Origin of the sequence: Leclercia adecarboxylata (assembly GCF_006874705.1) — a bacterium.
Lineage (GTDB): Bacteria > Pseudomonadota > Gammaproteobacteria > Enterobacterales > Enterobacteriaceae > Enterobacter > Enterobacter adecarboxylatus_C.
Genome location: NZ_CP035382.1, coordinates 3,402,793 through 3,416,771, shown reverse-complemented (window position 1 = coordinate 3,416,771; position 13,979 = coordinate 3,402,793). Strand labels below are relative to the sequence as shown.

Below are 13,979 nucleotides of genomic sequence, written 5' to 3'. Positions count from 1 at the left end.
TCTCTGCGTTGTAACATTGCCGTGCCCAATACCTAATAACATCACCTGCAAAGCACGCAATGGAAAAAACCCGTCAACAAGAGTTAACACGCTGGCTTAAACAGCAAAGCGTACTTTCCCGCCGCTGGCTGAATATTTCCCGTCTTTTAGGGTTTATCAGCGGCGTGTTGATTGTAGGCCAGGCATGGCTGCTGGCCCGCATTCTTAACCATATGATCATGGAAAACATCCCACGCGAGGCCCTGTTACTGCCTTTCATTGCGTTGATTCTGGTCTTCATTCTGCGTGCCTGGGTGGTCTGGTTGCGTGAGCGCGTGGGTTTTCACGCCGGGCAGAACATCCGCTACGAAATTCGCCGCCAGGTGCTCGACAGGCTACAGGAAGCCGGTCCCGCCTGGATCCAGGGCAAACCTGCCGGCAGTTGGGCGACGCTTATCCTCGAGCAAATCGACGATATGCATGACTACTACGCCCGCTATCTGCCGCAGATGGCGCTGGCCGTTTTCGTTCCCCTGCTGATTGTGCTGGCGATCTTCCCGTATAACTGGGTCGCGGCGCTGATCCTGCTGGGTACTGCCCCGCTGATCCCGCTGTTTATGGCGATGGTCGGCATGGGGGCCGCCGATGCCAACCGCCGCAACTTCCTCGCTCTGGGGCGCTTAAGCGGCCACTTCCTCGACCGCCTGCGCGGCATGGAGACGCTGCGCATTTTTGGGCGCGGTGAAGCCGAAACCGACAACATCCGCCACGCCTCCCAGGATTTCCGCCAGCGCACCATGGAGGTGTTACGCCTGGCGTTCTTATCCTCCGGGGTGCTGGAGTTCTTTACCTCCCTGTCGATTGCGCTGGTCGCCGTCTATTTTGGTTTCTCCTATCTGGGCGCCCTCGATTTTGGTCACTACGGCACCGCCGTGACCCTCTCGGCGGGCTTCCTGGCGCTGATTCTGGCCCCGGAGTTCTTCCAGCCGCTGCGCGATCTGGGCACCTTCTATCATGCAAAGGCCCAGGCCGTGGGCGCAGCCGACAGCCTGAAAACCTTCCTCGAAACGCCGCTGGCTCATCCGCAGCGCGGCGACGTGACCCTGAGCACCAGCAAACCGGTCAGCATTGAAGCAGAGAATTTCTGCGTGCTGTCGCCGGAGGGGAAAGTGCTGGCGGGGCCGTTAAACTTCACTCTCGCTGCAGGTCAGCGCGTGGTGCTGGTCGGTACCAGCGGCTCGGGCAAAAGCTCGCTGCTAAATGCGTTATCCGGCTTTATGGCCTACAGCGGGTCGTTGCGCATCAACCAGGCCGAACTCTCTGCGCTCGATCCTGACGAATGGCGCACCCATTTAAGCTGGGTGGGTCAGAACCCACAGCTTCCGGCGGCCACGCTGCGTGAAAACGTACTGCTGGCGCGCCCGGATGCCAGCGACGAAGAGCTGCAATCGGTGCTCGATCGCGCCTGGGTCAGCGAATTCCTGCCCCTGCTGCCGAACGGCGTGGATACGGTGGTGGGCGATCAGTCGGCGGGACTTTCCGTCGGACAGGCGCAGCGTATCGCCGTGGCCCGCGCCCTGCTTAACCCTTGCCAGCTTTTACTGCTGGATGAGCCCGCTGCCAGCCTGGATGCGCACAGCGAACAGCGCGTGATGATGGCCCTGGATGCCGCCTCGCAGCAGCAAACCACCCTGATGGTAACCCACCAGCTGGAGGGTATCTCCCAATGGGATCAGATCTGGGTCATGGACAACGGTCAGCTTGTTGAGCAGGGCGATTACGCCACGCTCGCGGCGGCACAGGGGCCATTCGCGGCCCTGCTGGCGAACCGTCAGGAGGACATCTGATGCGCGCTTTACTACCTTATCTGGCGCTCTATATGCGCCACAAATGGATGCTGACCCTCGGCGTGGTACTGGCGATCATCACCCTGCTGGCCAGTATCGGCCTGCTCACGCTTTCGGGCTGGTTCCTTTCGGCCTCTGCGGTGGCCGGGTTTGCCGGGCTGTACAGCTTCAACTATATGCTGCCTGCCGCAGGCGTACGTGGCACGGCTATCACCCGCACCGCCGGACGCTACTTCGAACGTCTGGTCAGCCATGACGCAACCTTCCGCGTGCTGCAACACCTGCGCGTCACTACCTTCAGCAAGCTGCTGCCCCTCTCCCCTGCCGGACTGGCGCGCTACCGCCAGGGCGAGCTGCTGAACCGCGTTGTTGCGGATGTCGACACTCTCGACCACCTTTACCTTCGCGTCATCTCCCCGCTGGTGGGTGCGCTGGTGGTGATTGTGGTTGTTACCCTCGGGCTGTGCCTGCTGGACGTCAATATCGCGCTGGTCCTCGGCGGGATCATGCTCCTGACGCTGTTTTTACTGCCGCCGCTGTTTTACCGTGCCGGTAAACCCACCGGTGAAAATCTTACCCGTCTGCGCGGCGAGTATCGCCAGCAGCTGACGGGGTGGCTGCAGGGTCAGGCAGAGCTGACGATTTTTGGTGCCAGCCGTCGCTACCGCGCGCAGATGGAAAATACCGAGATGAACTGGCATGAAGCCCAGCGCAAACAGTCGGAGCTCACGGCCCTGTCTCAGGCGTTGATGCTGCTGATTGGCGGTATTGCCGTAATGACAATGCTGTGGCTGGCTTCCGGCGGCGTGGGCGGTAACACCCAGCCGGGGCCGCTCATTGCGCTGTTTGTCTTCTGTGCGCTGGCGGCGTTCGAGGCGCTGGCGCCGGTGACCGGGGCTTTCCAGCACCTGGGCCAGGTGGTGGCCTCCGCGCTGCGTATCACCCAGATCACCGGCCAGCAGCCGGAAGTACAGTTCAGTACCACCGCATCAGACGTGCCTGAGCAGCTGGCCCTCCGCCTGGCGGATGTCAGCTTTGCCTACGATGGCCAGGCACAACCGGCGCTGGACCATATAAACCTGACTATTCCTGCAGGCGCTCATGTTGCGGTACTGGGTCGTACCGGCTGCGGGAAATCGACGCTGCTGCAGCTGCTGACCCGGGCCTGGGATCCGGCCCAGGGCCAGATCCTGTTCAACGACACCCCTCTGACAGAGATGAGCGAACCTGCGCTGCGTAAAACGGTGAGCGTGGTGCCGCAGCGGGTTCATCTTTTCAGCGCTACCCTGCGGGATAACCTGCTGTTAGCCGTGCTTGGCGCCGCCGATGACGTGTTAAGCGCGATGCTGGAAAAGGTTGGTCTGCACAAGCTGCTGGAAGACGAAGGTCTGAACAGCTGGCTCGGTGAAGGGGGTCGTCAGCTTTCCGGCGGCGAGCTGCGTCGTCTGGCGATTGCGCGTGCGCTGCTGCACGATGCCCCGCTGATGCTGCTGGATGAACCTACCGAAGGGCTCGACGCAACCACAGAGCGGCAAATCCTTGATTTACTCGAAAAAGAGATGCAGGGCAAAACGGTGCTAATGGTGACGCACCGCCTGCGCGGGCTGGCGGATTTCGATCAAATTATTGTGATGGACAACGGACAAATTATTGAGCAAGGTAGTCACGCAGAGCTGTTAGCAAAACAGGGTCGCTACTACCAGTTTAAACAACGTCTGTAGTCTATATTTGAACCGATCCCCACTTCGCGTACTGGAGTTTTGTTGTCATGCGCCTGGTCCAGCTCTCTCGTCATTCTCTTGCGTTCCCTTCTCCGGAAGGGGCGCTGCGTGAACCTAATGGTTTGCTGGCCCTCGGCGGCGATCTGAGCCCGTCGCGTTTATTAATGGCGTACCAGCGCGGGATTTTTCCGTGGTTTTCCCCCGGCGATCCGATCTTATGGTGGTCGCCCGATCCTCGTGCCGTCCTGTGGCCCGCGCGGTTTCATATCAGCCGCAGCATGAAGCGCTTTCATAACCATTCCCCCTATCGCGTCACCCTTAATCACGCCTTTGGTCAGGTGATCGAGGGGTGCGCCAGCGATCGCTTTGAAGGAACCTGGATCACCCCGGAGGTGATCGCTGCCTATCACCGCCTGCATGAGCTGGGTTACGCCCACTCGATTGAGGTGTGGGATAAGGACGAACTGGTGGGCGGGATGTACGGCGTGGCGCAGGGCACCTTGTTTTGCGGTGAGTCAATGTTCAGCCGGGCGGTGAATGCTTCCAAAACCGCCCTGCTGGTTTTCTGCGAACGCTTTACCCGCAGCGGCGGCCAGCTGATAGATTGCCAGGTGCTGAATGAGCATACCGCCTCGCTGGGAGCGGTTGAGATCTCCCGCCATGAATATCTGGATCAGCTAGCAACGCTGCGAATGCAGAAATTACCGCAGAATTTCTGGGTCCCCGGGACGTTATTTATGCCCCAAAGATAAATGTTTTCCGCATATTTTTCCTCAAGGTGCTATAATTCTGCCGCAGAGTAGGTTCTGCCTGTTGCCCCGCCGCCGTTTGGGAATAGTTCGCATCCGATAACGCCCTATCGTTTATCCTGCCACCTCCCCTTTACGTATGCGCTTTTCGTACGGTTCATCCGTGACGTCCGGGTAATACGCTGAAACTGCTTTGTTGCGTTTTAAACGCGCAAATCTTTACTTAATTGATGAATTTCGGCATTATCTTGCCGGTTCAAAACTTGGTAGTGATACCCCAGAGGATTAGATGGCCAAAGAAGACAATATTGAAATGCAGGGTACCGTTCTTGAAACGTTGCCTAACACCATGTTTCGCGTAGAACTGGAAAACGGTCACGTTGTTACCGCGCATATCTCCGGTAAAATGCGTAAGAACTATATCCGTATTCTGACGGGCGACAAAGTGACTGTTGAGCTGACCCCGTACGACCTGAGCAAAGGCCGCATTGTCTTCCGTAGTCGCTAAGAGTTTTTCGCCGCGAATGGCGTAGTGAGAATAATCAAGGCCGGGTAATCCCGGCCTTTTTGTTTTCTGTTACGCAGCGTTAAAACCAGATTTCGGTCTGCACGCCAAAGTTCCATGTCCCGCCCGCAGTGAACCCTGCACTGCCAAAGTCGTCGTTGATGGCATAGCGATCCAGCTCTCTGTCCCAGTTCATATAAGTGGCAAAAAGACGGATTTCCGGACGCGCTTTGATATCAAACACGTTGCCCACTTTGAACGTCGGGGCAAAGGTCAGCTTGTAAAAATCCCCTTTTACCGCCTGGTACTGGTTCATGTTACCGTCCGACCTGTAGGTGCGCCCGTTAGGATCCAGATCCATATACTGCCAGGATGCCTCATACAGCAGGGCAAAATGCGGAGTCAATGCCTGTGAGGCGCGAAGGTTAAAGGTCGCCCAGTCATAGCGGTCGCCGTCACGATAACGATCTTCGCTGTGCTGGGCGATCACCGACGGCGCAATTTCCCAGTTTTTCGCCACCGGCAAAATGCCGTAAGAGGCAAAGCGCAGAGAGGTGGCATTGTCCGTCAGATCGCCGTCGCTGCCCGGCTGACGCGCTTCGGCCCCCAGCCCGCCGCCAAATTGTAATGCGGTTTCCGATACTCCCTTCGTCAGGCCATAAAACTGCTGTTTATCATGATAAGCCAGCATCGCGTAGTAGCCGTTTTGCGCAGTGTTGTCGCTGCGCAGGGCATAGCTTCCGGTTGAGGAGGTATTGTCCTTAAGATCGTCATTGCCCTGGGCCGTCATCCCGGTCAGCATCAGCTGCCAGTTACCGTAGAAGTGGTTGGCGGTGAGCATCAGGTTCTGGATGTCGTTGTCTTCATAGTGCGAGCTGCCAAGATCGCCGAAATTGCGCCCATACAGGGAGTAGTCGCCTTTCAGGTTATTGGTCCACTGCACGTCGTAGATCCCGGCCCCGGTGCCGCCGAGGAACATGATGTCGCTGTCGGTAAAGTGAATATCAAAGTTATCGCGATCGAAACGTTTCCCGGCCCACAGATAAGCATTTTTCGCCGGGCCGGAAAACTCGGCGAAGTTGCCCATCTCGACGTACATCTGGCGCACGTTGATATGGTGGCTGTCGTTATCCTGCACCCAGGGATCGGGGTTGGTGGCGCCATCGGCAATCATGGTTTTGAAGTGCGCCCAGGAACCGTCATCGAAGGTCATGCGCTTGCCGAAGCTGAGCTCGATGTAGTTATCCTCTTCGTTACCCAGACGCCCGACGTGCGCGTCGCCATTCAGGGAACTGGCCGGTGAGACACCCGGACCGCCGCGCGCACCTTTGCCGTGGTTATTGATCAACAACCCTGAGCGAGCATAAGCATTAAATTCAAACCCGTCGCTGAGCGCGTTTTGCTTCTGCTTCTGGCTGACGGTCTCCACTTTCTTTTCGGTGGCCTGAGATTGCTGGCTCAGGGTGGCTAATTTTGCCTCCGCCTGCGAGGCGCGCCGTTCTGCCTCGGTAGTTCGTTGTTCCGCTGCGTTCAGCCGCTGCTCCAGCAGAGCCAGGCGTTGTTCCACGCTTTGCGCGTCGGCAAACACATATGAGGGCGAAAAAAGGGCGCAGCAAACCGCTGCGCTAATCACAGAGATACGCATAGATGTCCTGTTATCAGAAAGAGGTCAGATTAAATAGCGGCGGATTTTTTGAGTTCTGGTTGGTCGTCCGATGCGAAGATTCCGGCATCGAGATCGGCGCGGATCGCCCCGAAGCTGTCGTCGAGCCGGTAGAAGCGCCCGATCCAGATCATCGACGCCACGATTAACCCGGCGGGGATCCACAGGTAACAGGCCTGGATGGCCAGCAGGGCTGACGGGGTTTGCACCGCGTTTGCCACGTAACCGCCCGAGGAGAGCAGAAAACCGGTGATCGCCCCGGCCCCGGCCATTGCTACCTTACCGAGGAAACCGTTTATGGAGGTCAGAATACCTGCGGTATTAATCCCGGTTTTCCACACCCCGTAATCCACCGGATCGGCCTGCATCGAGAAGTAGATTGCGGTGCGCTGCCCCGCGCCAAGCGACAGAACAATTGCCCCGATGACCAGCCCCCAGTAGTTGACGCCAGCGACCATCATGATCCCCATGCCGACAAGGTTAACCGTGCTGGCGACCAGGTAAACATGGCGTTTTTTCATTAAGCCCGCGAGGAACGGCACCGTCAGCGTCCCGAGCAGCGGCACAAAGGAGGAGATCCCGGCCACCAGGGCGGTCAGCTCGCTGCTGCCCACGTAATAGTGGAAGAAATAGACCAGCGCCCCCGTCTGGAAGAAGAAGGCCCCCCACATCAGGAAAATATTCAGTGCGAACACCTTCCACGGCGTGTTGGATTTCAGGCCGGTCCAGGCCCGTTTTAAGGTCATGCGCTCCTGAGTGATGCTGATTTTCTCCTCCACGTTGCGGAAGCTGATCAGCAGGAAGAAGGTGGCGATCACGCCGAACACCACCGCGGTATAGAGAAACCCCTGCGCCTGATTGCCCTGCCCTAACGCCCCCACCAGCGGCAGCGTGGCGACCGCCACAATGGTGGAGCCCAGCGAGCCGAGAAGAATGCGCACTGCGGATAAGGTGGTGCGCTCCTGGGAATCCGCCGTCAGGAACGGCAGCATCGCGCAGAAGGGAATATTGACGATGGTGTAGAGGAACGAGAGGCACAGGTAGGTGATAAAGGCATACACCAGCTTCCCGGTGGTGCCAAAATCGGGCACGTAAAACGCCAGTATACACATCAGACCGAAAGGTATCGCGCCAAACAGCAACCACGGACGGCATCGTCCCCAGCGGGTGGTCGTGTTGTCGATCATCAGTCCCATTAACACGTCCGCCACGCCGTCCACCAGCCGCGTGACCAGGAACATAATCCCCACCCAGTAGGCCGGGAGGTTCATCACATCGGTATAAAAGAACATCAGGTACAGCGAGATTAACTGCCAGACCAGGTTACAGGAGAGATCGGCAATCCCGTAACCTAACCGTTGCCGCCATAGGGTAAAGAAGGTTTTAGCCATTTTGTTCACTTTATTGTTGTGTTATCAGAGGCCGAACTGGCGGATAAACCAGGCCGGGGTACAGCTCCAGGCATGGCAGTAACTGTTGATGAGCTTACTGCCATACGGGGAGAAGTCAGGTCTTTGCGGATCAAATAGTTCCCAGAAGGTGTCCGCCCCGTCATCCACCATCGCTCCCCAGTAGGCTTTGATCTCGACCACGGCACGCTCGCGCAAGCCGCATTTCAGCAGCGCGGCGATAAAGTGGTGGCGCAGATAGGGAGTATTCATGCCGATGGACGGCGGCGACTGAAGTAAATTCGTCATGACCTGTTGCTGGTGTTCCGCATCGCCCACGTCGGCCAACACCAGCCAGATTTGCGAGGCGGCGCTGATCTGGCGCGCTGAGCCGCTGACGTAAAAGCCGCTCGCTTCATCCCAGAGCTGATGCGCGGCACGTTTTACCAGAACCCGCTTTTCGTTCAGGAATGCAATCTGTTCAGGAGCGCAGACTTCCGCCAGCCGCACGGCTTTGTCGATGCAGTAGATCAGCACGCCCTGGGAGGCCGCCTGCTTGTTGAGTTGATCGTGCCAGTCGATAAATGACCACCAGTCATCGCTGTCTGTGACCAGGCCAGCTTCACACCGCGCTAACGCCAGCTCGACCTGTCGGAAGGCAATCGGCCACAGCTCGCGAGCGGTGGTCCTGTCCCCGGTCGACTTCAGATAGTTGTGCAGCGTATCGACAAAAAAGAGCGAATAATCAAACAGGAAAGTGTCATCCGCCATCACCTCGGGGCGGACAAAGATATTGGCTGAGACCATTCCATCCTCCCGACGATGACCGGCGAACAGGTACAGACAGCGGCGCACCAGATCGTGATTCGCAAAGGTGACGTCATTCACCAGCGCCTGCAGCCGGAGGTCACCCAGCCATAACCGGCGATCCCGCTTCGGCCCGTCCTCAAACACCTCCTGCATGCAGTTGCGCAGGGTTCGGACCGCCACTTCATCAATCTTTCGCAGCTGCGGGTCGGTGGCGTTGCAGGGTGGATATTCGTCCGGCGCGGAACTGACGCTATTTAGCGTGATTTGCTTAAAGCGCAGCTGATATTTTGGCGAGAGCGCCACAACCCGTACCTTCAGATAACGAAAACAGTAGCGGCGAGCGAGGGTAATATCCGCAGGCAGGACGTCAATATACTCATGATGTTGTTGCAACCAACTGCTGCTTAACCATCCCTGATAATCGCTGAAAGGCTCTGCCATTTCGCACAACGTTTCGCCAAAAATAAACTCCAGATGAGCGGGGGCATCCGGCGGGCTGCCTGCGGCTTTGCAGCTAAAATTTAACCAGCCAACGCCGTGGGTGCCAAAGTCCAGAATAAATGAATCTCCCGGGGAGAAAGGTTGCTTGAGCCAGGCGCTGGCATCGGCCACCTTTTCCGCACGCCAGCCGTGCAGGGCGTGACTGTCGGGAACAGTATTGATCACGCTGACGGGAGAAATCGCCTGCGAATAGAGTGTTGGCATCAATGCGCTGGCGGTGGCCAGGAGATGCTCGTCGCGATACATGGTGAGATTGTGATGTTGCTGAAGTGCCTGAGACATACTGCGCCCTCTTTAAGATTTCAGGCAGAATAGAGCTGATGGGGAGTTGAGAGCCACTCTCAGATTGCCAACCCCCGACGCAGGTTGGCAGTGTCAGTGAGGTCGGCCTGAGGATGTTCACATTTTGAAAAACAGGGCTTCTTAAGCCGGGGTAAATCAATTATCGTGCTCGCAGCTTTTCACATTGCAGGATAATTTATGAACACCTTAACCGTTGCGCATTATTTCAAATCCACAGACGATAAACTCGCCCTTTATAAAAGCGACCCGGAAGATAACAGCTGCGAACATTGTCATGAATTTGATGAACTGGTTATTGTTGAGCAAGGCCATGGCCTGCACATTATTAACGGACGCCCTCTCTATATTCAGCAAGGGGATATTTTTTACGTCCAGCGTGGCGACCACCATTTTTATGATGAGCTGGGTACACTCAAGCTGATTAATATCCTGATAAATCCTGTGGCTGAATTTGTTTTTTTACAGCACACCGGCTCCCTGCTGCAACGCTTCTCGGTCCGGGATGCCAGCTGCTACACCTGGCTGGCACCGGAGATCCGCATGCAGTGCAATTCCCTGATCGATAAAATATTCAGCGCCCAGCCGCTGCAGGTTGAACAGCGGGAGTCGCTCTTTTTCCAACTGGTGAATACGTTGCTGCAGGCGCAGTCTGACGTGAACCACAACAATACCCGCTATAAGTTGCATAAGCTGCTCAATCATCTGCAGGAAAACTGTTTTGAAGAATATGACTGGAACGATCTGGCTAAGCAGTTTCATTTAACCCCGCGCACGGCATTCCGCCATATTAAAGCCGCGACGGGCATGACGCCGGAAAATTATATTAAACACCTGCGGCTGGTCTCCGCCCGGGTTAAAGTCCGCGAAACCGATATGACTATTACCGAGATCGCCTTCCTGTGCGGTTTCGCCAACAGCAGCCATTTCAGTACCCTGTATAAAAAGGTCTTTTCAATTACCCCTAGCGAAGAGCGCAAACGGGCTGAAATGGCCGGTTAATGCGCCCGGATTCGCCAGGCGCAGGTGACGACTCAGTGAACATGCACCACGGTCAGATCGGCCAGCATCGCATGGCTGATCTCGTGCAGCAGACCGGTCAAATGCGGAAGCATATCGCGGTCAAAATGCGACACCAGCAGCACATGGTTTAACGCCCGGCAGTAATCGCACTGGGCTTCGGTGCTGTCCAGCAGCCACCCCTGTTTGTGTGCTGGCGGTATCTCATCCTCATCCAGCACGCGGAAATCGGTCATCGATTTTTCCAGCTCACTCCTGAATGCGTCCAGGTATGCAGCAAGACAGCGGCAGACGGGCTGCGTTTGCGGCAGCGAATTGCAATCGACCAGGATTTCGGTGAGCAGGTTGCAGCGCGCGGCAAGGGTGGAGAGATCGGGAGTGCTGAGTTCGAGTTCGCTGTAAAGGTGAGCAATAGTTTGATTTTCCATATTCACAATTCCATATTAACGCTGAAAAACTACCACCTGAAACGCCAACTTCGGGTGGCAGACTGAACCGGATTGGCGTACCGACAATATGGAAAATCGGCGCTTCAAAAGAAGCCCCGGTTCAGCCCACCATAATTGAAGAAGCCCATTATAATCGCTACTTACAAAAGTGTGAACGAAACCTGTGGTGCTGCCTTGGCAACATCATTTCCATATCTATGAGTCCAGGACGCCAATCCTGGCACCTGATTTTGCAGGTGCATCGCCATTTTATTACTGGGATTTTATCCAGCAATACCCTTATTTAAATTCTGGATAACGCCTCGCAAAATTTTCATCTCCCCTACAGCAACACAAAAGTCAGAGGCAAACTTGCCACTCACAGCGGCACCCAGGTCCGGCTGAAAATCGCTGAGGCGTTGACCGCAGGCCGGGGCGAGGCGCATGGACGCGCCGAGAGGGCATAGCCTGCATGGATGCAGGCTGGTGCCCGACCCGAAAGCCGAAGGGAATAAGCCGAAGGGACCGCGAAGCGGCGATTTTCTTTGCCGGGAGCCGGGGTTGCCAGGGGGGAGGCGGCGAGCCCCCCTGGCACGTTCACGGGTGACGTGGTTTACAGAGAAGCAGCGAACGCAAGGTGAACGGAACCCCCACAGCCGCCACATGTTACCACCGTGCATTGCCCGGCGGCGCTGCGCTTGCACGGGCCTACAAAATGCACAATATAAAAGCCATAAAAAAACCGGGCTTTCGCCCGGTTTTTATCGTCACTCAACAAAACTAGTGAGCCGCTTCCGGCTTATGCTTCGCCGCACTCTGGAAGTCATACGTCAGCTCGTTCTTCGCCTGATCCAGCGCCACGGTCACCTGCCCCCCATCCACCAGCGAACCAAACAGCAGTTCGTTAGCCAACGGTTTTTTCAGGTTGTCCTGGATGACACGCGCCATTGGACGCGCACCCATCGCACGGTCGTAGCCTTTCTCAGCCAGCCAGTCGCGGGCTTCCTGACTCACTTCCAGGGAAACCCCTTTCTGATCCAGCTGGACCTGCAGCTCGACGATGAACTTATCCACCACCTGATGAATCACCTCGGTAGACAGGTGATCGAACCAGATAATGTTGTCCAGACGGTTACGGAACTCCGGCGTAAAGACCTTCTTGATCTCTTCCATCGCATCGGTGCTGTTATCCTGGTGGATCAGGCCGATGGATTTACGCTCGGTCTCACGCACCCCGGCGTTGGTGGTCATCACCATCACCACGTTGCGGAAGTCCGCCTTGCGCCCGTTGTTGTCGGTCAGCGTCCCGTTATCCATTACCTGCAGCAGCAGGTTAAAGACGTCCGGGTGCGCTTTCTCGATCTCATCGAGCAGCAGAACCGCGTGCGGATGCTTGATCACCGCGTCGGTGAGCAGGCCGCCCTGATCAAAGCCCACATAGCCCGGAGGCGCACCGATCAGTCGGCTGACGGTGTGACGCTCCATATACTCGGACATATCAAAGCGCAGCAGCTCAATACCCAGCGCTTTGGAGAGCTGAACCGTCACCTCGGTTTTCCCCACCCCGGTCGGGCCGGCGAACAGGAAGGAACCGACAGGCTTGTGCTCATGCCCCAGCCCGGCGCGGGCCATCTTGATGGCTTCGGTTAAGGCCTCAATGGCTTTATCCTGACCAAAGACCAGCATTTTCAGGCGATCGCCGAGGTTTTTCAGCGTATCGCGGTCGCTCTGAGAAACGCTCTTCTCAGGAATACGCGCGATGCGGGCCACCACGGATTCGATATCCGCCACGTTGACCGTTTTCTTGCGCTTGCTGACCGGCATCAGACGCGCACGCGCGCCCGCTTCGTCGATCACGTCAATCGCTTTATCCGGCAGATGACGGTCGTTGATGTATTTCACCGCCAGCTCCACCGCCGCACGCACCGCTTTGGCGGTATAACGCACGTCGTGGTGCGCCTCGTACTTCGGTTTCAGGCCGTTGATGATCTGCACCGTTTCTTCAACCGACGGTTCAGTAATGTCGATTTTCTGGAAGCGACGCGCCAGGGCGCGGTCTTTTTCGAAAATATTGCTGAACTCCTGGTAGGTGGTCGAGCCAATCACCCGGATTTTGCCGCTGGAGAGCAGCGGTTTAATCAGGTTGGCAGCATCCACCTGGCCGCCCGATGCCGCACCGGCACCAATGATGGTATGGATCTCGTCGATAAACAGGATGCTGTTAGTATCCTGCTCCAGCTGTTTCAGCAGCGCTTTGAAACGTTTTTCAAAATCACCGCGGTATTTGGTCCCCGCCAGCAGGGAACCGATATCCAGCGAGTAGATGGTGCAATCGGCGATCACTTCCGGGACGTCGCCCTGCACAATGCGCCAGGCCAGCCCTTCGGCGATGGCGGTTTTACCGACGCCCGATTCCCCCACCAGCAGCGGGTTGTTCTTACGGCGGCGGCACAGTACCTGAATCGCCCGTTCCAGCTCTTTTTCGCGGCCAATCAGCGGGTCAATACCGCCGACGCGGGCAAGCTGGTTAAGATTGGTGGTGAAGTTTTCCATACGTTCCTCCCCGCCTGCCTGCTCTTCGCTGTTGACCTGATGGCCGGAATCCGATGCCTGATTCGGCTCGTCTTTTCGCGTTCCGTGAGAGATGAAGTTCACCACATCAAGGCGGCTGACTTCGTGTTTGCGCAGCAGATAGGCGGCTTGCGACTCCTGCTCGCTGAAGATGGCAACCAGCACGTTGGCACCGGTGACTTCGCTACGTCCGGAGGACTGGACGTGAAATACCGCACGCTGGAGTACACGCTGGAAGCTGAGCGTCGGCTGCGTGTCGCGCTCCTCTTCACTGACGGGCAGTACAGGTGTGGTCTGTTCGATGAAGGCTTCAAGTTCCTGACGCAGCGCCACCAGGTCCACGGAGCAGGCTTCAAGCGCTTCGCGGGCGGATGGATTGCTGAGCAGTGCGAGCAGCAGGTGCTCGACCGTCATAAACTCATGTCGGTGCTCACGCGCTCTGGCGAAAGCCATGTTTAAACTGAGTTCCAGTTCTTGATTGAGCATAGGCACCTCCC

The 13,979-nt window shown here is 56.9% G+C and carries 10 protein-coding genes and 1 pseudogene; 6 read left to right on the top strand and 5 right to left on the bottom strand.

Annotated elements, in window-relative coordinates; genetic code table 11:
* Nucleotides 1-59: 59 nt before the first annotated feature.
* From cydD to infA, 5 genes and pseudogenes are all read left to right on the top strand, one after another.
* Nucleotides 60-1,826, top strand: a complete 1,767-nt coding sequence (cydD, locus tag ES815_RS17235; RefSeq protein WP_142488901.1) for a heme ABC transporter permease/ATP-binding protein CydD — start codon at nucleotides 60-62, stop codon at nucleotides 1,824-1,826.
* Entirely contained in the window at nucleotides 1,826-3,547 is a 1,722-nt protein-coding gene (cydC, locus tag ES815_RS17230; protein ID WP_142488900.1) for a heme ABC transporter ATP-binding protein/permease CydC, read from the top strand. The genes cydD and cydC overlap by 1 nt, the downstream gene beginning before the upstream one ends.
* A gap of 47 nt (nucleotides 3,548-3,594) precedes the next feature.
* Nucleotides 3,595-4,299 carry a leucyl/phenylalanyl-tRNA--protein transferase gene (gene aat, locus ES815_RS17225; RefSeq protein ID WP_142488899.1) on the top strand — a complete coding sequence of 235 codons (705 nt, stop codon included), beginning with the start codon at nucleotides 3,595-3,597 and terminating at the stop codon, nucleotides 4,297-4,299.
* A 173-nt stretch (nucleotides 4,300-4,472) separates the two neighbouring features.
* A pseudogene (locus ES815_RS17220) lies at nucleotides 4,473-4,658 on the top strand (hypothetical protein); the annotation flags it as partial.
* The gene (infA, locus tag ES815_RS17215; protein ID WP_001040187.1) at nucleotides 4,586-4,804 is read left to right on the top strand and encodes a translation initiation factor IF-1; all 219 of its coding nucleotides are present in this window, start codon (nucleotides 4,586-4,588) and stop codon (nucleotides 4,802-4,804) included. The pseudogene ES815_RS17220 and the gene infA, both read left to right, overlap by 73 nt.
* 79 nt (nucleotides 4,805-4,883) lie before the next feature.
* Here infA and ES815_RS17210 read toward each other — a convergent pair whose 3' ends face one another.
* From ES815_RS17210 to ES815_RS17200, 3 genes are read right to left on the bottom strand one after another with little or no spacing between them, the layout of a single operon-like run.
* On the bottom strand, nucleotides 4,884-6,446 hold the full coding sequence (locus ES815_RS17210; protein WP_142488898.1) for a carbohydrate porin: 1,563 nt from the start codon (nucleotides 6,444-6,446) through the stop codon (nucleotides 4,884-4,886).
* 29 nt (nucleotides 6,447-6,475) lie between these two features.
* Nucleotides 6,476-7,855 (bottom strand): MFS transporter, encoded by a 1,380-nt coding sequence (locus ES815_RS17205; RefSeq protein WP_142488897.1) that lies wholly within the window; start codon nucleotides 7,853-7,855, stop codon nucleotides 6,476-6,478.
* Nucleotides 7,856-7,879: 24 nt separating this feature from the next.
* Complete coding sequence (locus ES815_RS17200) at nucleotides 7,880-9,445, bottom strand: family 78 glycoside hydrolase catalytic domain (protein ID WP_142488896.1); 1,566 nt, start codon at nucleotides 9,443-9,445, stop codon at nucleotides 7,880-7,882.
* 198 nt (nucleotides 9,446-9,643) lie between these two features.
* Here ES815_RS17200 and ES815_RS17195 point away from each other — a divergent pair, with 198 nt between their 5' ends.
* On the top strand, nucleotides 9,644-10,465 hold the full coding sequence (locus ES815_RS17195; RefSeq protein WP_142488895.1) for a helix-turn-helix domain-containing protein: 822 nt from the start codon (nucleotides 9,644-9,646) through the stop codon (nucleotides 10,463-10,465).
* A 32-nt stretch (nucleotides 10,466-10,497) separates the two neighbouring features.
* Here the strand turns inward: ES815_RS17195 and ES815_RS17190 are convergent, their stop codons facing one another.
* Both ES815_RS17190 and clpA read right to left on the bottom strand, forming a co-directional pair.
* The gene (locus ES815_RS17190) at nucleotides 10,498-10,911 is read right to left on the bottom strand and encodes a hypothetical protein (RefSeq protein WP_142488894.1); all 414 of its coding nucleotides are present in this window, start codon (nucleotides 10,909-10,911) and stop codon (nucleotides 10,498-10,500) included.
* 780 nt (nucleotides 10,912-11,691) lie between these two features.
* Entirely contained in the window at nucleotides 11,692-13,968 is a 2,277-nt protein-coding gene (gene clpA / locus ES815_RS17185; protein WP_032617326.1) for an ATP-dependent Clp protease ATP-binding subunit ClpA, read from the bottom strand.
* Nucleotides 13,969-13,979: the final 11 nt, after the last annotated feature.